Origin of the sequence: Cerasibacillus sp. (assembly GCF_036516575.1) — a bacterium.
Classification (GTDB): Bacteria; Bacillota; Bacilli; order Bacillales; family Amphibacillaceae; genus Cerasibacillus.
Genome location: NZ_DATBTY010000076.1, coordinates 1 through 22,928, shown reverse-complemented (window position 1 = coordinate 22,928; position 22,928 = coordinate 1). Strand labels below are relative to the sequence as shown.

At 35.8% G+C, this 22,928-nt stretch carries 24 protein-coding genes and 1 pseudogene; 3 read left to right on the top strand and 22 right to left on the bottom strand.

Going from position 1 to position 22,928, the window contains the following annotated elements:
* The 7 genes and pseudogenes from VIG73_RS13535 to VIG73_RS13505 form a co-directional block, all read right to left on the bottom strand.
* Positions 1 to 399 (bottom strand): annotated as a pseudogene (locus tag VIG73_RS13535) (type IV pili twitching motility protein PilT); the annotation flags it as partial.
* Between the two features lie 12 nt (positions 400 to 411).
* Positions 412 to 2,067 carry a type II secretion system ATPase GspE gene (gene gspE / locus VIG73_RS13530; protein WP_331642894.1) on the bottom strand — a complete coding sequence of 552 codons (1,656 nt, stop codon included), beginning with the start codon at positions 2,065 to 2,067 and terminating at the stop codon, positions 412 to 414.
* Positions 2,067 to 3,587, bottom strand: coding sequence for a G5 domain-containing protein (locus VIG73_RS13525; RefSeq protein WP_331642892.1), 1,521 nt, complete (start codon positions 3,585 to 3,587; stop codon positions 2,067 to 2,069). The genes gspE and VIG73_RS13525 overlap by 1 nt, the downstream gene beginning before the upstream one ends.
* Positions 3,588 to 3,994: 407 nt before the next feature.
* Entirely contained in the window at positions 3,995 to 4,675 is a 681-nt protein-coding gene (locus tag VIG73_RS13520) for a metal-dependent hydrolase (RefSeq protein ID WP_331642890.1), read from the bottom strand.
* Between the two features lie 162 nt (positions 4,676 to 4,837).
* A complete protein-coding gene (locus VIG73_RS13515) occupies positions 4,838 to 5,503 on the bottom strand; it encodes a PspA/IM30 family protein (protein ID WP_331642888.1) in 666 nt (221 codons plus the stop codon).
* A 281-nt stretch (positions 5,504 to 5,784) separates the two neighbouring features.
* Positions 5,785 to 6,900, bottom strand: coding sequence for an alanine dehydrogenase (ald, locus tag VIG73_RS13510; protein WP_331642886.1), 1,116 nt, complete (start codon positions 6,898 to 6,900; stop codon positions 5,785 to 5,787).
* 192 nt (positions 6,901 to 7,092) lie between these two features.
* Positions 7,093 to 7,254, bottom strand: a complete 162-nt coding sequence (locus tag VIG73_RS13505) for a hypothetical protein (protein ID WP_331642884.1) — start codon at positions 7,252 to 7,254, stop codon at positions 7,093 to 7,095.
* A 163-nt stretch (positions 7,255 to 7,417) separates the two neighbouring features.
* Here VIG73_RS13505 and VIG73_RS13500 point away from each other — a divergent pair, with 163 nt between their 5' ends.
* A complete protein-coding gene (locus VIG73_RS13500) occupies positions 7,418 to 7,849 on the top strand; it encodes a universal stress protein (protein ID WP_331642882.1) in 432 nt (143 codons plus the stop codon).
* Between the two features lie 122 nt (positions 7,850 to 7,971).
* Here VIG73_RS13500 and VIG73_RS13495 read toward each other — a convergent pair whose 3' ends face one another.
* The 9 genes from VIG73_RS13495 to refZ all read right to left on the bottom strand — a co-directional run bounded on the left by VIG73_RS13495 (position 7,972) and on the right by refZ (position 15,910).
* Entirely contained in the window at positions 7,972 to 8,451 is a 480-nt protein-coding gene (locus VIG73_RS13495; RefSeq protein ID WP_331642880.1) for a MogA/MoaB family molybdenum cofactor biosynthesis protein, read from the bottom strand.
* Between the two features lie 11 nt (positions 8,452 to 8,462).
* Positions 8,463 to 9,437 carry a class I SAM-dependent methyltransferase gene (locus tag VIG73_RS13490; RefSeq protein WP_331642878.1) on the bottom strand — a complete coding sequence of 325 codons (975 nt, stop codon included), beginning with the start codon at positions 9,435 to 9,437 and terminating at the stop codon, positions 8,463 to 8,465.
* Positions 9,438 to 9,499: 62 nt separating this feature from the next.
* Positions 9,500 to 9,958, bottom strand: a complete 459-nt coding sequence (gene ytfJ, locus VIG73_RS13485; RefSeq protein ID WP_331642876.1) for a GerW family sporulation protein — start codon at positions 9,956 to 9,958, stop codon at positions 9,500 to 9,502.
* A gap of 5 nt (positions 9,959 to 9,963) precedes the next feature.
* Positions 9,964 to 10,452, bottom strand: coding sequence for a DUF2953 domain-containing protein (locus tag VIG73_RS13480; protein WP_331642874.1), 489 nt, complete (start codon positions 10,450 to 10,452; stop codon positions 9,964 to 9,966).
* Positions 10,453 to 10,651: 199 nt separating this feature from the next.
* The gene (locus VIG73_RS13475; protein ID WP_331642872.1) at positions 10,652 to 10,855 is read right to left on the bottom strand and encodes an alpha/beta-type small acid-soluble spore protein; all 204 of its coding nucleotides are present in this window, start codon (positions 10,853 to 10,855) and stop codon (positions 10,652 to 10,654) included.
* 151 nt (positions 10,856 to 11,006) lie between these two features.
* Entirely contained in the window at positions 11,007 to 12,206 is a 1,200-nt protein-coding gene (gene thiI, locus VIG73_RS13470) for a tRNA uracil 4-sulfurtransferase ThiI (protein WP_331642870.1), read from the bottom strand.
* A 7-nt stretch (positions 12,207 to 12,213) separates the two neighbouring features.
* On the bottom strand, positions 12,214 to 13,353 hold the full coding sequence (locus VIG73_RS13465) for a cysteine desulfurase family protein (RefSeq protein ID WP_331642868.1): 1,140 nt from the start codon (positions 13,351 to 13,353) through the stop codon (positions 12,214 to 12,216).
* A 92-nt stretch (positions 13,354 to 13,445) separates the two neighbouring features.
* On the bottom strand, positions 13,446 to 15,134 hold the full coding sequence (gene ezrA / locus VIG73_RS13460) for a septation ring formation regulator EzrA (RefSeq protein ID WP_331642866.1): 1,689 nt from the start codon (positions 15,132 to 15,134) through the stop codon (positions 13,446 to 13,448).
* Between the two features lie 161 nt (positions 15,135 to 15,295).
* Positions 15,296 to 15,910: a forespore capture DNA-binding protein RefZ gene (refZ, locus tag VIG73_RS13455; protein WP_331642863.1), complete on the bottom strand. Its 615-nt coding sequence runs from the start codon at positions 15,908 to 15,910 to the stop codon at positions 15,296 to 15,298.
* Positions 15,911 to 16,015: 105 nt separating this feature from the next.
* Here refZ and VIG73_RS13450 point away from each other — a divergent pair, with 105 nt between their 5' ends.
* On the top strand, positions 16,016 to 16,513 hold the full coding sequence (locus VIG73_RS13450; protein WP_331642861.1) for a GAF domain-containing protein: 498 nt from the start codon (positions 16,016 to 16,018) through the stop codon (positions 16,511 to 16,513).
* Between the two features lie 20 nt (positions 16,514 to 16,533).
* Here the strand turns inward: VIG73_RS13450 and VIG73_RS13445 are convergent, their stop codons facing one another.
* Positions 16,534 to 18,354: a diguanylate cyclase gene (locus VIG73_RS13445; protein WP_331642859.1), complete on the bottom strand. Its 1,821-nt coding sequence runs from the start codon at positions 18,352 to 18,354 to the stop codon at positions 16,534 to 16,536.
* A gap of 361 nt (positions 18,355 to 18,715) precedes the next feature.
* Here VIG73_RS13445 and rpsD point away from each other — a divergent pair, with 361 nt between their 5' ends.
* Entirely contained in the window at positions 18,716 to 19,318 is a 603-nt protein-coding gene (gene rpsD, locus VIG73_RS13440; RefSeq protein WP_331642857.1) for a 30S ribosomal protein S4, read from the top strand.
* Positions 19,319 to 20,341: 1,023 nt separating this feature from the next.
* Here rpsD and VIG73_RS13435 read toward each other — a convergent pair.
* The 5 genes from VIG73_RS13435 to VIG73_RS13415 form a co-directional block, all read right to left on the bottom strand.
* Positions 20,342 to 20,860, bottom strand: a complete 519-nt coding sequence (locus tag VIG73_RS13435) for a hypothetical protein (protein ID WP_331642855.1) — start codon at positions 20,858 to 20,860, stop codon at positions 20,342 to 20,344.
* Between the two features lie 27 nt (positions 20,861 to 20,887).
* A complete protein-coding gene (locus VIG73_RS13430; protein ID WP_331642853.1) occupies positions 20,888 to 21,172 on the bottom strand; it encodes a colicin immunity domain-containing protein in 285 nt (94 codons plus the stop codon).
* A 400-nt stretch (positions 21,173 to 21,572) separates the two neighbouring features.
* Entirely contained in the window at positions 21,573 to 22,442 is an 870-nt protein-coding gene (locus VIG73_RS13425) for a DUF3885 domain-containing protein (protein WP_331642851.1), read from the bottom strand.
* A gap of 102 nt (positions 22,443 to 22,544) precedes the next feature.
* A complete protein-coding gene (locus tag VIG73_RS13420) occupies positions 22,545 to 22,826 on the bottom strand; it encodes a hypothetical protein (protein WP_331642849.1) in 282 nt (93 codons plus the stop codon).
* 5 nt (positions 22,827 to 22,831) lie between these two features.
* Positions 22,832 to 22,918 (bottom strand): IS3 family transposase, encoded by an 87-nt coding sequence (locus VIG73_RS13415; protein ID WP_414648402.1) that lies wholly within the window; start codon positions 22,916 to 22,918, stop codon positions 22,832 to 22,834.
* Positions 22,919 to 22,928 lie beyond the last annotated feature (10 nt).

The window sequence follows — 22,928 nt, the reverse complement described above, 5'->3', positions numbered from 1 at the left end:
TGGTCCTGTTACTAAGATGAGACCGTGTGGTTTTAAAGCCAATTGTTCTAAAACAGGTGGCATATTCAGTTGTTGGATGGTCGGTATGTTATCCGGAATAATCCTTGCAACAAATGTCACATGTTGCTTTTGACGATAAACATTTAGCCTAAACCGTGCGACATTTTCAATCGCATACGATGCATCTGCTTCTCCGGTCTCTAAAAAGGCTTGCCATTCTTTTTCTGATAAAATAGCTTTTGCCATCGCCTCTGTATCTGCTCCTGTTAATGGTTGTTCACCATAAGGTAGTAATGTTCCATCAATTCTTCTAATTGGTGGTGAGCCGACCGTTATATGAACATCTGAGGCTTGGTCATGGACGGCTTCTGATAGTAACTGATTAATATCAACATACATGTTTCGACACTCCTATTCACTCGCTGCAACACGCAATACTTCTTCTGTTGTTGTCAAACCAGCTTGTACTTTTAACAAGCCATCATCGACTAAAAACTTCATGCCACTCTCTTTTGCATAATCGCGAATTCGACTGGCACTGACCGATTCCATGATAAGCTTTCTTAACTCATCATCTATTTGTAAAACTTCGTGAATCGCCATTCGTCCACGATAACCCGTCATATTACAACTTGGACAACCTTTTCCCCGATTTAATTTGTCAATTGACAGACCGCGTTCTTGGAAGAAAGTTTTTTCGCGTTCAGTCGGTACAACTTCTTCACTACAATCACGACAGACGCGACGAACGAGTCGTTGGGCAACGACACCTGATAGAGATGATGTAATTAAAAAAGGTTCAATTCCCATATCAATTAAACGTGTTAACGCAGCCGAGGCACTGTTTGTATGTAATGTACTTAATACTAAATGACCAGTTAATGACGCTCGGACTGAAATTTCCGCTGTCTCTAAATCTCGAATTTCCCCAATCATGACGATGTCAGGGTCTTGACGTAAGATGGAACGTAAGCCTGTTGCAAACGTCATCCCGACTTGTTCATTGACTTGTACTTGGTTTATACCTGCCAGTTGATACTCAACAGGATCTTCAACAGTGATGATATTGACATCATCTGAATTCAGTTCATTTAATGCCGCATACAGTGTCGATGATTTCCCTGACCCTGTTGGACCGGTGATTAATACAATCCCGTTTGGTTTTGAAATCATCTCACGGAATTTATTTAAATTATTTTCCTCGAACCCAACTTTATCTAAGCGGTCCAAAGCATTACTTAAATCTAAAATACGCATAACGACTTTTTCCCCATGAACGGCTGGTAATGTTGATAAACGAATATCAATTGGTTTAAAATCAATTTCCATCTTGATACGTCCATCCTGTGGGAGTCGGTTTTCAGTAATGTTTAAGTTTCCCATGATCTTAATCCGTGCAATGATGACATTTTGCATATGTTTTGGTAATGAGCGTTCGGTTCTCATCACGCCATCAACACGATATCTAATTTTTAGTTCCGTTTCTTGTGGATCAAAGTGAACGTCACTTGCTCTTTGGGCGACGGCATTCGCAATGATTTGGTTCACCAGACGTACAATCGGTGAATCATCATCAGCGATGTTCGCTTCTTCGATTGTTTCATCCGGTGCTAATTCACCCATGACTTCTTCAAGTGACTCTTGTAAATCATAGTACTTCGTAATTGCTCGGAAGATAGCGTCTTTTGTGGCAATGGCAGGTACGATTTGATGACCAGTTGCCATTCGTAATTCTTCCATGGCGAAGTAATCCATCGGGTCAGCCATCGCAACAAATAATTTATTTTCATCAATACTAATCGGAACTGCATCATGTCGTTTCGCTAACTGTGGCGGAACGAGTTGAATCGCTTCTTGCTCGATTGGGTATTGTGAGATGTTAATATGTGGTACACCTAATTGGAATTCAAGCACTTCGATTAGTTGCTGTTCAGTTATGTAGCCTTCACGTAACAAAGCGTCTCCAAGTTTCTCGTCAGGTGCTTTGTCTTGTAGTGTTTTGTCTAATTGTTCCTGAGTGATAAGCCCTGAATTAACTAATAAATCACCGAGCCTAATGCGCGACATTATTGTTTCACCTCTTTTTTATTTTTGTCTGATTTTTTCTTGTCTTGCTCAGGATAGAGATCTCCTTCTCCTTCTGGATCATCGAACAACTCAGGCATTTTATTAACCGCCTCTAAAAGGAGAAACGGAAACATCCATTGATTCCATTGTTCATTATCTTCATTACATAAAGGATGAGGGTCTATTTTGTTCCCTTCTTCATCAACATCTTCTTTAGTGCAATATTCTTCTTTAAATAAGTCGTATAGATCACTATTTTCTCCCTCTGATTCATTACGTAAATGATCATAAAGTGACATCACATCATCATTAGATGCTAGTGACGTATCTATTTGTTCTACTTCATTTGCCATTTCTTCTTCTATTGATTCTTCATCATTTGTTTCTTCTTGAATAGGAATTAGGACAATCGTTGGTGATGCTGGATAGTAATCACGACTGATTAACTCCTTATCTACAAAGCCACCTTCCTTAGAGTATGTTTCTCGGTAAACATCTACTTTTCGCCCGTCTTTTCCCGCTTCCAACGTTACTTTTTCTCCTGGACTTAAATCACGACTATAGCGATAGATTGTGCGTGGCTTTATCTTTCGGTTGTTTTCCAATTTGTAAGTATAGGTATATGGTGATGAAAATGATTGCAATGTAAGTTCAACATGATCACCGTCAATATCCGCATTAACATGGTAAGCATAATCATTTGGATTCGATATGATTAAATCTGCATCCTTTTCAGCACGCACTTCTGCTTCAACACCAGGTTTTTCATAAAGTGTCTCCACACCTTGTGAATGACGTTCAACAATTTGTGCATTTGTTTGTAAAAACAACGCATAAAATGCTGTTGCTAAGAAATTCATTTCAGCTGTCGACTGGTCAAACTGTTCTGGCAATGAAATGACATCTTTAAACGAAAATGTATCATTCGGTTTGACGACAAATCCTTTTACCGAATCTGTCATATATAGTAAGTCTGTTCTTGATAGCTTCTTTATGGGCAAGCGAACTTTTGCTACAGTTTCGATATCAGTGTCTACCTTTTTGTCATACGCTATTTTAACCGGTTGGGATGCGAGATTTTCAGCAACTGTGATTAAACGTTGAAGTGTTTCATCCGTATTAATGCGTTTAGGCCAACTAGAAAATTGCCCATCGTCTTTTATCGTAACTTTAAGAGATAGTGCCACATTTTCTTTTCGTTTAAAAAAACGTGACCAATGTCGTCTTGTTTCTTCTTCCAATTCTTTTAATGTTGCATCAATGTCAAAGTGAAACGTGTCACGCGGAATGTAAATGTGTTCGTATTCACTTTTGGCTAGAAGATCATCTTCAGCAAGCCACTCATTAACTGCTTCTGTTAATTTGTCCTTCGCTTCACTATAAGTCAATCCTTCAAGTGATACACCGCTGACTGACGAACCAGTTGACACCTTAGCCGCTGCTTGAACAGGAACAATGTTTAGTATTAAAATTAAAACGACGAGCGATAGGACGCATAACGCGTATCGATAAACTCTCATCGTCACATCCCTCCCTTTCCTTATGTTTTCAATAACATTTTTCCAATAAAAAATGCCCCTACATAACACATGTATGTAAAGGCCGGTTGCACCACCCGCTCATACGATTTAGGTGCCCACATATACATCGTATGTCACTGCGTTTCCTTTATAACGTTCAAATTATTAATTTGTTATAGGCAAATAGTAGCATATTTTCCCTGTTGCCTCAATAGTTATACAGTACTATTTTGCTATTTTCACAAACAATTAACATGATTTTTCATAGTTATTTCACAAATATTACAATGGTAACTAGTTTTTAGTATTGTTGTAGATTTCTTTTACTTTTCCAGTAATAAATCATAAAAAAGAGACTACCACTATACGGCAGTCTCTTTGTTAAATATTCACTCAAATCATCTTCTTTACAATTCAAATACCTCGCCGACTTTCAGCGCCATTCCTTTCCCAGTCTTTACCTTTTTCGCAAAGGCTTCAGCATCTTGCTCAATAACAGGGAATGTATTGTAATGAACAGGGACAACGATTTTAGCATTGACCCAATCAGCTGCGATTAAAGCATCTTCTGGCCCCATCGTGAAGTTATCACCAATCGGAATAAACGCGACATCAATATCATTTAATTCTCCATACATTTTTAAATCAGTGAAAAGGGCGGTATCTCCTAAGTGATATAATGTTTTACCTTCTACAGTCAACAAAATTCCGCTCGGCATCCCAGTATAAACAAATGTATTATCTTCTTCTTGGTAAGAGGATCCATGAAAAGCGTGGGTAAATTTAACTCGCCCAAAGTCAAAATCATAGGCTCCACCTAAATTCATCGGATGTGTCTTAACGCCTTTTAGTCCGAGATAGACAGCTAATTCGTTCGGAGCAACTACGAGTGCATCATTTCGTTTAGCAATTTCTACCGTGTCACCCACATGGTCATTATGTCCGTGTGTCAATAAGATAACATCCGCTGCTACAGTATTCGCATCAAGGTCGCATAATTTATTCCCATTGATAAAAGGATCAATTAATATCGTATGTGTTTCAGTTACTACTTTTACTACAGAGTGTCCATGATATGAAATTTTCATAATAGATCTCTCCCTTGATATTGATATGATATTACTTTTACCATACAACAAACCGGCCAATAATGTAAATATAATGTCATATGTACGTTTAATCAGACTGATTTCTTAGGAAAAATAAAAGGATCACTACCTGAGAAGGAAGATGATCCTTTTAAGAGTCCATTATTCTTTTCCCATTGATTTCTTTAATGCAGCTAACTCATCTTCTACATCGGAATTTAGTTCAGCAAATTCATCGTCTAAAGTGCGACTTTGTGCGGATAAATCTTCAGTCGTTTCTGCTTCGGCTTCGAATTGTAGTACTTTTTCTTCCATTCGTTCGAAACCAAGTCTTGAGTCATCACCACCAATAGATGACATCGTGCGATTAATTTTTGTTCTTGTTTTAGCAGATTCGGCGCGTGCTTTTAACGAGTCCTTCTTCAATCTCATCTGTTGATATTCTCGCTTCATTTCACTGAGCTTGTTTTTCAACACCTCTGAATCCGCTTTAGCTTTTTCGTATGATTCTGTTAATAAGTTAACTTGATTTTCATATTCTTTCTTATCAGCTAAGGCCCGACGAGCTAATTCATCTTTTTCTGCATCGACCGCTTGTTCAGCTTGTTGTTGACGCTTTTCAACCATCGCTTTCGTGTCTTCAAGCTTTTTTGCTAATATTTTTTCATTGGCAATTTGCTTAGCAACTGCCTTCTCAGCGTCTTTAATATCCTCACCCATATCACGCATGAACTGATCGAGCATTTTTACTGGATCCTCTGCTTTATCGAGCATCGCGTTTAATTCTGAAGCAACAACTGTTTTCATTCTTTTGAAAAATTTGAACATGTATGTTCCTCCTTTTAATAATTTTGTTCTTCTATATGTCATACGAAACAGGTTGGGAAAATGTTTCAAATTAATGGATGAATAATAACATGATGTAAATTTGTAGTTCGAAGATGAAAATAGAGTTTTCATGTGTTGGATAGATTTGTCGTGTATAGATTTAATATTTAAACGGGTTAATCTGCCCATTGTGGTTTGAATTTCTTATGCGAGTTCGCATCTGGTAGAGAAAAAAGGCAGTTCATAAGTGAATTATACATCATATGAACTGCTCCATTTGATCACTTTAACAAATCTTTAACAGCAGTATATGTGAGTCCATGTGCCTCAGCTACCGCCTGATAGGTTACATGACCATTATATGTGTTGACACCTTTTAATAAGGCATCATTATTTAATACGGCCTCAACAATTCCTTGATTAGCAATTTGCAAAGCGTAAGGGATGGTCACATTCGTTAGACCGATTGTTGATGTGCGTGGTACAGCACCCGGCATATTAGCAACTGAATAATGGACAACACCGTGTTTTGTATATGTTGGGTTGTCATGTGTCGTTACCCGATCACTCGTTTCAACAATACCACCTTGGTCAATGGCGACATCAATGATAACAGAGCCTTCTGACATCTGTTTCACCATATCCTCAGTTACTAATTTGGGTGCCCGTGATCCTGGAATGAGCACAGCTCCAATGACTAAATCTGACTCTGCCACTGCTTCTGCTATATTCATCGGATTTGACATCACTGTTTTTAATGATGAACCAAAAATATCATCCAATTGTCTCAATCGATCAGGATTTAAGTCAATAATCGTGACATCTGCACCAAGACCTACTGCCACTTTTGCCGCGTTTGTTCCGACTACTCCACCACCGATTACGGTCACTTTCGCACGCTTAACACCTGGGATACCAGCTAATAAGACACCTTTGCCACCGTATGTTTTTTCTAGAAATTGCGCTCCTATTTGGGTTGACATTCTTCCCGCAACTTCACTCATTGGTGTTAATAAAGGTAATGCACGATTTGGAAGCTGAACGGTTTCATAGGCGATTGCTGTTGATTTCTTTTCTAGTAAAACATGGGTTAAACGTTCCTCGTTGGCAAGATGGAAGTATGTAAAGATAATCTGATTTTCCCGGAGGTTATCATATTCTTCGGGCAATGGTTCTTTGACTTTCATAACCATATCCGTCTTCCACGCTTCTTGACTTGTGGCTACAATAGTGGCACCAACTTCTCTATACTGTTCATCAGTAAATCCAGAACCTAATCCTGCTCCTGTTTCAATCAAGACTTCATGACCGGCATTTTTCAAACTGACGATTCCAGCCGGCGTCATCGCTACTCGGTTTTCATTATTCATTCTTTCTTTAGGTACCCCGATTCTCATGTATACACCTACTCCTTCTATAGGGGATAATATCTATTTTATCAAAAATGTACCAAAATAACATCTGAAACACTTTACTATGATAAAGAGTTGAGAAAAATATCTTTTGTTCCCCAACCGAATATTACAAGCGGAGAAGATTGATACATTTTCTCCGCTTATTGATTAAGGGGCTTCAACAGACCCATTTGTTTACTTGCTCTGATTATTAAATGAATGAACCGCACGATTGTTTTTTAATCGGTCCTCAACAACACCACTTTGATAACTTTCAATCAGTTGATTCTTAATAATTTCGACCCCGTTTTTTGTTTCATATAGCTCTCTTGGTTTCCGTTGATCGTTACTCTTCAATAAGATCATCTCCCGATTAGCATTCATATCGAGGGGGAAACAAAACAAGTCTCATAATTAGTTTGTACAAAATTTTGTAAGAATGCTCTGTTTCTTTCTGCCAAAAAAGGGATATAATGTTGTATACTTATAATAGATGTTATTTAGAAAGGGGAAATGAAAGATGGCATCTTACAAAAAAATTCTCGTTGCAGTAGACGGTTCAGATGAAGCGAAAAAGGCATTTGATGAGGCGGTTGCCCTTGCCAAACAAAATGACGCAACTCTAATGATTGCAAATGTTATTGATTCCCGATCATTTGCCATGGTTGAGGCTTATGATCGTACATTAGGTGAACGTGCAGAAGCCCAAGCAAATGAATTAATTGATGAGTATATTGATGAGGCGAAAAAAGCGGGTTTATCAAAAGTTATTAAAAATGTGGAATACGGTTCTCCACGCGTTAAAATACCGAAAGATATCGCTAAAGAATTTGATGCAGACTTACTTGTCTGTGGTGCGACAGGTTTAAGTGCTGTTGAACGTTTCTTAATTGGTAGTGTATCTGAAAGCATCGTACGCTTTGCCCCATGTAGTGTTTTAGTTGTACGTTAGATTGATTCCATTTCTAACCTATGATAAAAGAGCTGTCCCTAAGACAGCTCTTTTTTGAATACTCATTGAATTATTATTTAAATGCCAGTCTCATTTCTTAAAATTCTACACACGTGTTTGTTTTAAAGATCTTTTTTTATTTCATGGACGACATGTGTTAATTCAGGTAAAATTAGTTTTTCCATTGCCAGCTTTACTGCACCGGAGGATCCCGGCATTGAGAAAATAGCTGTATGCTGAGCCACACCTGCGATAGCTCGTGACATAATAGCAGCAGAACCGATATCTTCAGTGTAACTTAACATACGAAAAATCTCGCCAAATCCTGTAATTTCCTTATCTAATAATGGTTCTACCGTTTCAATTGTTACATCACGATAAGCAATGCCCGTTCCACCTGATGTTAAGATAACATCAATATCTGGATGTTCAAATCCCTTGGTAAGTGCCCCTTCAATTGAGAAACGGTCATCCTTTACAATTTCCCTCTTTATGATGCGATGACCAGATTCATTTAAGTAGTCCTCAATCAATTGGCCACTCTTATCTGTTTCAAAGGTACGCGTATCACTAATCGTTACAATCATTACCCCTATCGTCATCTTTCTCCCCCTCATAAATATTTTGAAAACCAAGTATTCATTTGACCAATAATATCGGCCATTGCTTTTTCATTTTTGAAAGATGGCAGTTGAACAAGAAGTGGTTGTTTTGGCGTTGCTGTACCTGGGCCTTTCTTTTGTAAAACAAGAATACTTTTTGCATTTGCTTTAGATTTAAAAATACTCTCTGGTAATTGTAGCAAGCCGTATATATGAGCATGTTCTTTTAGAAATGTTTGTAACTGTTCAGCTTGATCACTTGTAAATAAAAAATTAGGGACAAGGATAATTAAATACCCTGCTTCTTTTGTATATGTTAAACTTTGCTCAATAAACAAATGGTGGGCGTATGAATGACCTTCCTCTGCCTTTAACTTATACTGGCTTGCATTGACATCATCTGGATAATAGCCAACAGGTAAATCACTAACTACTAAATCAACTGGAGCCATTAAAAATGGACGTAAACTATCTTGTTGGAAAAACTCAATTTCCATCTCCTGCAAATTAGCATTAGCTAAAGATAAGCGCATTAATGTCGGATCGACATCACTACCATAGGCTTCAACTGATTTGTGCAATTGACCAATAACAGTCGTTAGCAAATTTGATGTCCCGCAAGCAGGATCAAATAATGTAACTGTATCCTGCCGCGACATAAATTTGTTCGCTAAATATCCTATAAATAAAGCAACTGCTTCTGGTGTAATGAGATGTTGTTGCTGGGTGTTTTCCTTCATCCCTTTTAAAATCGCCATCTGGACAGCTTTACGAATTTCTATTTGTTGAAACTCTTTTAAGTCAATGGTCTGTAAACTTTTTTCAATCTTTTTTGCAGTTAAATCATCATCAATATTAGAAACCTCTCTATAAAATAATATTTCCATTGCATGAGCTAAACAGTCGAGATATGGTTCATTCTGACTTGCCTCAATCATTTCAGCTGTATGGTCAAGCCATGAAAATAATGTTTCAATTTTTTCCACGATAAATACTCCCCCAATCGTTTCCAAGTAACTCACTGGAAACACCTCAATCTAATCATCTATTATATCATGAAATTTTGATTTCCATGCTCATCTTCGTCTTTTTTGGACTCTGTTTTCTCAGTCTTCTTCGTATTTCTTGATAAATCGGATAAAATTTGTTCCACTTTTTCTAATGCTTGTGGTGCTAAATCAAGTAATTTCTCATACACATGCACATTTTCATTTAAATGAATCATCTTAACTCCTTTCTTATGAACAACTAAGAAAGCAATCGGCGTGACAGAAACACCGCCACCCGCACCACCACCAAATGGTAGCATCGTATCTTCGGATGATTGCTCTTGTGGAGAAAACTCGCTCCCACCTGAAGCAAACCCAAACCCTAATTTAGAAATCGGAATGATTAACGTTTCATCTGCTGCTTCAACTGGGTCACCAATAATCGTACTGACATCAATCATTCCTTTTAAATTTTCCATCGTCGTTGCCATAAGGCTTTGTATTGGATGTTCTTCCATGATATCTATCCTTTCTTTATCTTATTTTGACGAATAACATGAATCATAATGTATAAAGCCGTCTTAAAGTTGATAGAGGCGGTGCCTTTTAACTCTATAGAGAAATGAGATTGATTAAAATTCGGGTCAACAGTAATCGATGGACGGGAACGAAAATCTAAATATTGATGTGAAAATGTTAAGATCATCTGTTTAATCGACCATAACAGCCCTGAATAAATAGCTGTATGATGTGCTTTTCCTGTTCCTAATCGTGTATTCCACTGAAATGAGTGAATTCGTGTTGTTAACAGATAGGGCCTTATTTTTTTAATGAGTGACATATTCTTAAGCCATTGTTCTGTCACAAATTCCTTTTCGAGGCATGTTGTGACAAACGATATTGGATCAAATAATTCATATGTCCATTTTCTTTTGAATACACGCCATTTAAAAATAGACACACTAATCATGAGTTGTTTTTGATGAGATGTTCTCTTTAATTCCCATGTCATGTAAATTCGCGACCATCTAATAATAAAAAATACTACAATCACTATTATTAATAGAAGCGCAATAAGAGTCATTGACTACCACATCGCTTTAAACAATCGTCTTTCCTTAGTTTGGAACGGAACAAGTAATTTATGCCCGAAACTTAAAAAGAATCATCCAATTAATTGGATGATTCTTAAGCCATATCACTATGCTATTTTACTGTCCTTGCATTCCGCTAAATTGTTGTTGCGCCATCTGTACGAGACGTTTTGTTATTTCTCCCCCGACAGAACCGTTTGCGCGAGAGGTTGTATCTGGACCAAGTTGTACACCAAATTCTTGAGCGATTTCAGTTTTCATTTGTTGAAGAGCTTGCTCAGCGCCAGGTACGACTAATTGATTTGAATTTCTGTTCGGCATGTTGTTCACCTCCCTTGGTACTGTTTATCCTGCAACAAAAGAGATGAAACATGCATTAATTCAACTGGTAAGTATTGTAATTGTCAAAAACACAAGATCCTTCATATAGTGGATGGTGAGATTTTTTTCAGATAGATATGATATTTTTTATCTAAAATAGCTCTTCAAATAAATCATCTTTTGGTTTCTCGTCTGTTACGATGATTGTTTCAATATTTTCAACTGCCTCATCAATATACGGTTGAAAATCGAAACCCGCTTCAAATTGATTGACTTTATCACGTTTCGGTTTCGTCTTAGGTGATTTCGGAACAAAAATCGTACAACAATCTTCATAAGGACGAATTGAAATATCGTACGTATCAATATCCTTAGAAATTTTAATTATTTCCTGTTTATCCATTGCTACGAGTGGTCGTAAAATTGGATAATTCGTCACTTCATTAATCGTATGCATACTTTCCATCGTTTGTGATGCAACCTGTCCTAAGCTTTCACCTGTCGCCATAGACAAGATGTTTTGCTTCCGGCAAACAGCTTCACTGATTTGGAACATCATTCGGCGCATCACCGTCATTGCATAACCATCAGGAATTTCCTGAAATAATTTCTGTTGTAACGTTGTAAATGGAACGACATGGATTTTTAGGCGATGACCGAAAGCTGTTAATTTCTCTGCTAAATCAATCACCTTTTGCTTTGCACGATCACTTGTGAAAGGTGGTGAATGAAAATGGATTGCTTCTAGTTCAACACCACGTTTCATCATCATGTAACCCGCAACTGGGCTATCGATTCCACCTGATAATAAGAGGAGCGTTTTTCCAGACGTTCCTACAGGTAACCCACCCGCACCTGGTATCACTTGTGATGTAATATAAGTAGCATCAACTCTAATTTCAACTTTTACCTCAACATCTGGATTGTGCACATCTACCTCAATGCCTTCAGTATGACGTAATAGATGAGCACCTAAGTGTTGATTCATTTCCTGTGAACCTTTAGGAAATGATTTATTTACCCGTCTAACAGATACTTTAAATGTTTTTGCGTCTGATTGTTTCAGTGCATATAATGCTGCTTGTTCGATCTGTGGGAGTTCGTTTTGTACTTTTATCGCTAAACTTAAACTATGAATACCAAAGATACGACGTACTTTATCAATTATTGGTTGTGGGTCTTCTCCATTTAACAAAATAAACATACGCCCTTGTGTCCGTTTCACTTGGATATTTGGGAATGCTTTTAATTTATGTTGGACATTTTGTTGTAATTTATTTAGAAAGTGTTTTTGGTTTCTACCTTTCAATGCTAATTCACCATAGCGAATTAAGATATGATCAAATTCCATATTCATTCTACCCCATCATTTCTTTAAATTGATTTACGATTCGTTTGAACACGTGTAAAAATGTTTTTATGTCTTCTTCCGTTTGATCGTAAGACAGACTAATCCGTAAGGCGGAAGAGGCTTGTTCCTTATTTTTCCCACATACTTTAAGAATCCTGCTTTCTTCCATATGTTTAGATGAACAGGCCGACTTTGTCGATATATAGATTCCTTCTTTACCTAAAGCATGGATGATCACTTCCGGCTTTAAACCTGGCACCGATACATTAAGAATATGTGGCGCTGCTTGTAAAGGTGAGTTTATTTCGACACCTTGTATATCTATTAGACCATGCCGTAATAACTGATTCAAGTCTAATAATTTTTGAACATCCCGATTATTTTTTTCTTTAATTAAACGCATTGCCTTTGTCATTGAAACAGCTCCGGCTAGATTTTCGGTCCCTGAACGCATCGCGCCCTCTTGTTCACCACCATGAAAAAGTGGGAATAATTTGACACGGCTACTTTTATATAAAAGACCATTTCCTTTTAGTCCATGAATTTTATGTGCAGATATTGTATATAAATCAATGTGATTTTTTCGTATCGCTAGTGGAATTTTTCCAAATCCTTGGACATCATCAACATGGAAAACAATTTTCGGAAATTGTTTTAAATAGTGACCGATTTCCTCTATCGGTTGAATTGATCCAATTTCATTATTGACATGCATAATTGATACTAGGATTGTTTCGTCGCAAATGGCTTCTTTTAAAGCTTCTATTGATACAATACCATCCTCATTGACAGGCAAATAGGTGACTTGAAAGCCAAGCTCTTCTAAACTATGGCAAGCCTCAAATACAGAAGGGTGTTCAATTGAAGTTGTAATAATATGATTGCCACGTTCGCGGTGTTGCAGTGCAACTCCTTTTACCGCTAGATTATTACCTTCTGTACCACCAGACGTGAAAATAATTTCATCCGCTGACACAGCTAACATTTTGGCCGCTTGTTGTTTCGCTGTCATTAACAGTTGTTCCCCTTTTCCCCCTAATTGATGAATTGATGAGGGATTAGCAAAAAACTGTGTTGCAACTTGGTTAAAGCTTTTAAGTACATCGGGATGTGGTTTTGTTGTCGCACTATTGTCTAAATAAATCAACGTTATTTAACCTCCTTAAAAAGGTAACATACAAAAATAGAAGGCTGGCGATGGAAAATATATCCCATCAGGCAGCCCTGTTTTATGCTTTCTTATCCGATTGTCTGCATCTTTTCTATCCGTTTTAGTGCTCCTGGCTCAACTTCTTCAACCGCCTTAGCTGCTTCTTCTAGAGCCAATTCATAATCATACTTTCTAAATAGTTGTTCTGCTTCGTTTAATTTAGTTGCTAAAAGCGGATATCGACTACGATATCGGTTAGCATATTGAATGACTTGTTCCGTTAAAAAGGCTTGATTTAACATAAAATCAGTTTGTTCCATAAGATGGTTGATCAGCGTTTGTGCCTCTGTCAATGTATTTTGCACATGTGCCATATCAAGTGGTTGCTCTTCTAAAGCTTGAAGAACGGCTTCATTTTTCTCCTGAGCTTCACCCATAAGGTTAATGATATGTTTAGGTACGCCAGGGATATTGCTTTTTTCGACTTTACGGTACGTGTCTTGAATATCTTGACGCATTGTAGTCAGTTTTTCTTTCGCTTCTATTTCATCATGACGCAGGCTGTTTAGCTTTTCTTTAAATTCAATATGGTTTTGTTTGATTTGTTTGAGCTCATTCCAATCATTTTCAAGGTTTTTACGTAAATCTGTATATGTACTTTTCTTTTGTTCTAATGTCGTATTCATCTTGACCAATTGAAGTTCTAAATGTTCAATCGCTTTTTCAATCGCCATATATTGCTCCATATCTTGATCTGTTAAATAGTAATTTTGCTTTAAATGATCGACTTCCAACATTGTCTCTTGGAATGTTGCTGCGATTTCTTCTAATGCTGTTCGATATGAAGGGATATGGGAATCGACATAATTCTTAGCCAAGGCTTCTTTTTCCAGTAAATCATATAATTCTTTAATTCGCTCTTCAGCTTCATTCATCATTTCTTTAACAGGGGTTAAGTCGCCCTTTTCAAGAGCCTTCAGACCATCATCAAGATGTTGTTGATACTTTGTAATTTCATTTTTAAAATCAAAATGATTAATTGGATATCCTGCTTCTCCCATTTCTTGAATTCCTGCTAATAACTGACTGAATTCAGCTGGAAGTGTATCTTTACACATTTTATACAATGCGGGGAATTCTTCGATAGCATGATCAATCGTTGTTAATTCATCTTTTGCTTGTTCAACAAGCTCCTTCGCTTCTAAATAATTCCCATCAGCAACGAGTTCATAATAAGTTGCAATTTTCTCTTCCAATTTGTCAAGTTCTTTTTCATATAAAGCGTCTGCTTTCCCATATTGATAACGATTTTGTAGCATATGTTTTTGCAATTCTTTAATACGCGGTTCCATCTGTTCAACATCTTTACGATTTTGCTTTTCTGTATCCATCAATTGATCTAATTCCAACAAAATTTGATCGATATCTTTCTCAACCGCTTCAAGAATGGCATCTGTACGTTGGATCACCTTACGCGCTGTCGGGAAACGATAGCGATCAGCCGCATCTTCCGCTTCAAACAAAGCTTCTTCAACACTTGCTAGATCTTGCGTTACAATTGTTTCCCATTTTTCTTTCCATGTCTCAAACTTTTCCTGAGTTTCTCCTGATAAATTGAGCTCTTTAATCCGGGCAAGTTGTCCCGCTACATTGCGATTCATAATATTAACTTTCCAATTTTCTTGACGATCTACTTCATCATACGTTCGTTTACGTAAGATTAAACCGGTTATTAAGATGAGTATTATTATTAGTATAGAACCTATGATAAATATCATACATAACCTCCTAGCTGACTCTCCTTGGTTAAGAGGATCTTGCTCTTCCATCTATATTCAATCACTTACTAAATAAATAAGATGACTTCATCATAAAATATAAGTATACTATTTATAATACCATGTTCTGACTGTTTTTGGCTAAAAAAATCTCATGAATTTCATATTTTACTTGTTACCAACCAATCAAGCCATCTATTGATTGTCTTTAAATAATATTTAACGAAATGTTCACTCCCTATATACCCTATCGTATGTTGTTTAAGATCGGGATGAACGAGATATGGTGTTGACAGCATACCAATCAACTGCATAAATAAAAAATGCTGTTCACGTGGATTCTTTTGCTTCAATTGCAGAACAGGAAAAAAAGCCTCTTTAATCAAATAATTTTCTTTTGCTAAGTAAGTAACAACAATTTCACGTACAAACGTCGAATCAAATGCCATTTCACGGGATATAAAGCATGTCAGTTCTTCATTGTCTTGTTTAAAATGAAGGATGGAAGCTATTATTTTTTTCAAACGGTCAATGGGAGAGGATGTGGCTGTTTGTTCATATACCTTCTCTAAAACATCTAAATAGGTCTCATAATAAGTGGTCACTGTTTGTTCTAAAAGTCCCTGTTTCCCATTAAAGTAGTAACTAATAGCTGCAATATTGACATCTGCTTCTGCGGCAATATCTCGAATAGAAGTACCTTGAAATCCTTTTTGATAAAATAGCGAAGACGCGATTCGCATAATTTTTTGTTTCGTTGGTTTCAGCGTATTCATACTTGTACCTCCATTTATAATCGGCTTACTTCTTACTTACGACAAATTAATGTCAAAATCCTGCATTTATTTCTCGACAATATTTGCATGAAAGGATGATACGTCATGTTTCAAACAATGAACTATACTGGTAATCGCACAAAAGATTATGAGATACTAATAAAACAATTACATGCTTTAATTGCAGATGAAAAAGATGAAATTGCTAATTTAGCAAATGCGGCTGGGCTCTTAAATCAATTTTTAAACGATATTAATTGGGTTGGATTTTACATATGGAAAAATAATGAATTAGTACTAGGCCCATTCCAAGGGCTACCTGCCTGTATTCGCATTCCGTATGGAAAAGGTGTTTGTGGCAGTGCGGTTGCTAAGAAAGAAACGCTGATCGTTCCAAACGTTAATCATTTCCCGGGACATATTGCCTGTGATGCAGCCAGTCAATCTGAAATCGTTATTCCAATTTTCGTTAACAAAGAAATATATGGTGTTCTCGATATTGATAGCCCGACACTTAATCGCTTTGATAAAACGGATCAACATTATTTAGAAAAATTCGTATTAACTTTAGCCAAGGCATTAGAAAAAGCGCAGGCAAAGTAATTTTTGCGTACGCTTTCTTATTATTTATACTTCTTAATAACACAATTCTTACCTTTTTCTTTCGCTTCATATAATGCCTGGTCTGTGCGAATGAACAAGTCAGAAACAGAATCAACTTCCGATTGTTCCCATGATGAAACCCCAACGGAAACCGTCACTTTCGGATTTGTCTCTTGTTCAACATGATCCCTTATTCTTTCAGCAATTTGCATACTTATCTCAATGGATACATCGGGTAGATAGACTGCTAGTTCTTCTCCACCCCAACGTGCAGCAATATCGCTTGAGCGTGTATGCTTTTTAATTATTTGAGAAACTTGTTTCAACACGTCATCGCCAATATGATGCCCATATTGATCATTAATTTGTTTGAAATCATCAATATCAAGGAATATGAGTGTTCCCTTATCCCCGACCTTCATATGTTCACTAATTTGGTGGTCTAGATGATTACGTGAGTATAAGCCTGTCACATAATCCGTTTTGACTGTATGCTCAAGCTGATTACGTAAAATCGTATTAAAAATAGATAATGTCGAATGCCTGATTAATGACTGAACGGTCTTAAAGCTTTCAAACGTGAAAAAGTACGGTTCTTCATGAAGTAAAATAACCATACCATACATTTGATTCGCACTTTGCATCGGAATGGCCATCACTGAACGAAATCGAACCATCCCATCAGATGCGAAATCACCCGAAAAAAACGCTTCCTGTGTCTGTTTGTTTTTTTCGATTAAAAGACTTATCAAATCCTTACCAGCTTGTGAATGGAAATAAGGTGTGCTTTCTTCTAATAGGGTATGTTTATCATCTGCAATTTTAATAAGTCCAATTTCTGAACAATGACTTGTTTTCATAACTTTTCTACGAATAATATGAAGAATTTCTTGTAATTGCATATTAGAGTTTAATTGGTGTGATGTTTCATTAATGAGCTTTAAATTTTCTACTAAACGATTTGAACTTTGATATAATGCAGCACTTTCAATTGCTCTACCTGTGAAATTAGCTATTTGTGATATAAAGGATACATCATATTTTGGAAATGAGCGAATCTCTTCTAATCTAGACACAATTTGTAAAACACCGTAAATGCCTTGTTCACCTTTTAAAGGGATATACAAATATGTTTTGTGATTTTTCTTATCGATTTGTGCTTCACCCGTTAGAAAAACAGTTGTACTCACATTTTCAGTTGTAGCATTTGTAAATTCTAATAATTTAACAGGTAACGTGGGATTAATTTCATAATCTTGTGCTAGAAAGATTTGATATGAAAAGTTTGGATATAGCTTTTTTATCGCTCTATAAAACTCCTCTAAAATTTCGCTTTTATTCATTTTCGAATACAACCTTGCTGAAAACGAATTCGCAAACTCCATTCGTCTTTCCTTTAATTTCATTTGTTGACATGTATATAAGAGAGACAAAAACTCCTCTAAATCTTGGTGGAACGTCGGTAAAATAGATGTGTAACTCGAGAACAATTTGCTATTTTGATTGACATGACAGATAAAATAAGCATGATGCTCTTCAGATACTTTTAATGGCAAAAACAAGACGTTGTTTTGACGACTATAGTTTATCTTTGAAGGAAGCTTTTCTTCAGCATATGTTAATGCGAAATGACTCTGCTCCTTTTCCGGATAAATTGCTTTTAATTCATAGTTTTCCTTCCACGCATTCCATATGTAAATACCTATCCCATGCTGTTCAAAGTGGCGGACAAGCTCACGTATTAAATCAGTTAAAATTTCCTTATTCATACAAATCGGACTTACTTTTGTCATGACCTCAAAAAAGATATTTCTAAGCTCTAATTGTAACTGTTCCTTCATTTAATATCACCTAATAAGGAAAACTCAGTTTCCATTTTTATAATACGTTATAACTAGTCATTCATCTACATTATATACTTTATAGGTAATTTTTCCTATATAAATGGTTGTTTGTTAGTGTTTTTTGTAAATTATGATGGGAGGGTTGACTTGTTCTATAGTAGAATATATACTAGAAGTTGTGTAAAATAATAAGTAGCCTAAGTGAACCACCGCTTGCGCGTATTTTATTCCTCTATTTAGAGGTGTATCGTGTAACCCTCAGCTGCTGGGGCGATGGTACATGAAAATAAAATACACAACGGTTTGGAACACGCTCTGTTTATTTTATGCAAATAAACAAATAAGGAGGAAATGTCCTATGGCACGATATACAGGTCCAATTTGGAAAAAATCTCGTCGTTTTGGCATTTCACTAACAGGAACAGGTAAAGAACTTGATAAACGCCCTTACGCACCAGGGCAACATGGTGCTAACCAGCGTCGTAAGCTTTCTGAGTACGGCTTACAGCTACAAGAAAAACAAAAGTTACGTTTCATGTACGGTTTAAACGAACGTCAATTCCGTAACTTATTCGAACGTGCTGGTAAAATGAAGGGTGTTCACGGTGAGAACTTCATGGTTCTTCTTGAATCACGTCTTGACAACTTGGTTTATCGTCTTGGTTTTGCACGTACACGTCGCCAAGCACGTCAATTAGTAAACCATGGTCACATCACTGTTAATGGTCAACGCGTTGATATCCCTTCCTACCAAGTGAAAGTTGGTCAAACAATCGGCCTTCGTGAAAAAGCTAAAAACTTAGATATTATTAAAGAAGCGCTTGAAATGAACACTTTCGTTCCAGAATATCTAAGCTATGATGAAAATTCTCAAGAAGGTAATTACGCAAGACTTCCTGAGCGCGAAGAACTACCAGCTGAAATTAACGAATCCTTAATCGTTGAGTTCTACTCACGTTAATAGAACTGTATTGCAAACTATAACACAAAAAGCCTTAGAAATGTTGATATTTCAATGTTTCAAGGCTTTTTCTATTTATTTTGCTACACAAACTTTTCATCATGTCACATATAAATGATATCGACCAACTGATTTTTATGGATTCATTTCAACAACTCTTTACGCACACTTATTTCCATCATCCAGCACTGTCATAGGGATTTCTGTTTCCAGTTGGGAATGATTTCTATAAAAATAAAAAAGAGCGTCACTAAAGGACGGTCTACCAACGGAAAACGTAATTATGCATTATTATGGATTTAAAGGATCCTGACACGGCTCTCCACAAATTGGCTTTATTGGCTGTTATAGATGCCGTTCCAAATGAAAGTATTAAAGTAACACAAGTAAATAATGCAACAATTAACTTTTTCATCGTTCATACCTACTCTTTAATATTAATCGTTCGACATCAATTAATAAATTCCTTTTAATTTTATTTTATAAACAAAAAGACCATGAGACTCACACCTATAAAATATACTTTTTCTATGTTACTATATTAACAATAGTAAATTTTTAAAATAATGGTTTATTTAAATATAATCAATAATAAAGGTGATTCATTTGAAAAAAGTGGTTGTTGTGGTCATCATTACTTTAATCATAATAATTGGTGCGATCATCGGTTCAATGATATTAGGAAAAAATATATTAACAGCAGATTCCCCTAAATCATCCGAACTCTTGCTGATTGGAAGTATATATGATTATGGAGTTTTTAGATGCTGCTGATTGATCTAAATATCCGATAAACTTCAGTCAATTTCGTTGTGCCATAATACCGAAAAACCTCATTCTGCCAATATTATAATTACTTTTATTCATCCGACTTCTACCAACTCGACGTAGGACGATTCGATGTTTTAACGATTTTTAACAAAGTGGTCGGTCGCGGAAATATTTCAACTAATTTGTACGTATACGAGAATAGTTCAATCGAATAGCCTTATTAATTTATTGTCAGAGCTTATCACCTACTTATTATTTTTTTATTTTTTCTAACAATCCCATCTGTTCAACCATTTTAATATCATTCACAAATCTCTGTAAACTGTTCTTGTACTCAGTTTTTTCTAACTCTTTAGAGTAACCCAAGCATAAATTAAAAATGCTATCTAATTTTTCTCCTAGTCCACTATAGAAATAACTTGTTAATACACCATCATTTTCACTTGCAAGTACTACAACTGTAGCCGTTTCCAAAACATATTCAATATCTTCTACAGAAATGGTTCGGTCCTTCTTAATAGTTTCCATAAACTCATAACTATGAATAGAACTAATCTTCCCTTCAAGTAACTCAAGGATTGATTTCTTATAGATTATATAAACCCTTTGAATTAATCTCATATCGGGACAATAGGGATCATTTAAAATGAATTTTATTCGTTCATCTTCTTTTGGAATATTGATTGCTTTTAATGTGGATAACAATAACTTATCTATCTCATTTATTTTTATAGGCGAAAACGACTTCACCAAGTCCATTTTATTTTTCATCATAAACCTCTTTTAAAAAATCATTTTCTAAAAATCAACTAGAGTTTCATACACTTTCTTCGCCGTTCTATATACATCTTCTTCACTAAAATAAACAGATTTATACTTGATTAATTCGCCTTCATAAGGAGAATACCGATCAGCAATATCTGCTAACTCTCTAAATTGTTCTTTCTCCTCACCTGCCATACTACCATCGTCATCCATTTCAAGATGGAAAAATAGCGTATAATGATCAGTGAAGTTTTTAACAGTGATTTGTTTATGTAGATAATCCTCAATTAATTTTATTAGTTTTTGTCTATCATTCATTTTTATCTCACCTTGATTGTTAATAGATGATTGCAATATTCACCTTATTTTTTTATAATCTTTTATAAAAGAAGCATAAGAGCTTTCTTCTTAACAGGAAAAGGTATTAAATATTGCGCCGACGCGATGTAACCATCTTTTACAGCTTTTCCAAATAAGCTTCCGCTATCATCTATTGATCAGCAAAGCTTCTACCGATATACGTGTTATGTTCACGTCGTTCATCATCTTTCGCCCGAACGAGTAGTAGTACAGGGTTACAAATATTATTCGCTAAACATATCCATTATTCACCACGTTTAATTTCATTAATTCTGTCTAAATGAGATAACAAACTTGATCATTGCGTCTCAAGCATCTGCTTACATTTTATATCTCCTTATCAAGGAACTATAATCGTTCAGTCACCAAATTGCTTCAACAAATTTTCAAGCTCGCTGGCATCATACAAATCGCCATCCGCGATAAACTTTTCAACGTCTACAGAACCATCATCAAGAAATTCAATTTCCCATCTTTGTCCTGGAACTGCTACGTCAATCATAATTGCTTCATCTCTAACTTTATTTAACGTATAATAAATTTTACTTTCTTCTAATTTATTTAAGAAAAGTAAAAAGTCCTTTAAATCATGTATAGCATCATTTTTCATAAAAACATCATCAATTTGTTTACGATCATAATCTAATATCCACTTTCCATACGTGTCATATAGTGGGCGTAATGTTTCTTTATCTTTTGCAACAACATCTAATCCTCTGTCATCATATAAATGATAAAGAATATGTTCGTTTGTATGTAACAAAAATACCGCTGATGCTAAACTGTTTACCCCACCAATATCTGCTAATATAACTTCTTTAAGTATCCTTTCAAGCGACCAATCGATTTCACTTAAATCCCAATACAATTCATAATGCGTTATTTCTTCCTCTTCCAAATCATACATTTTCTTTACCGTTTCTTTAGGCATTTCTAATTGTAATTTTTTTACTACCTTTGAAATCTCTTGTTCACTAAACACGTCTATTCTTAATAGCCAATCATTTTGTGGCAAGTCGTTAAAAATAGTGACTGCACGCTCGAATGCTTCTTTCACATATAGCGGATTAGGATGTGTTTTTCTTAATAACCCCTTTTTTATATAGACATCCTGTTCCGCTCCAATTTCAAAGCGTATCCCTACTGGTGCATGATAAAAAATTGGGGATTCAAATATTCCCATACCGATTTCATATATCGTTTTATTAAAATTTTTTATCAAATTCATGCTCATACCTCTTTTTATGTTTGTATAACCTTTTTTCAATTACTTCATGTTCATTAAATGTAATGGATAGCCATCCATATTTTTAAAAGAACTCTCTCATACTTAATCAGACGTATCTCCATATATAATAATTCGATTTAACTCAATGATAAAATAAGGCTCTTTCATGCCAGTATTTGCATATACTTCATCAGCAACATTGAAATTGCGTAATGTGACGTCCACTTCAGCAATTTTATCTTTCATTTTATCGACCGGTAATTTTCCTTTCACACTATAGTAAACGACATATTCATTTTTATATGAATCTTCTTCACCGGAAATATCCATTGCGGTTAAAGGATATGAACATGTCCCTGTCAAGTAGACAGTACTGAACCGCACAAATATTATGCAGCTTGTAAGAATTTCAAGCGATATTTAACAGGACTTGTTTTTAGTTTTGTTTGGATGCGTTTATTGTTATAATATTTTATATAGTTGTCT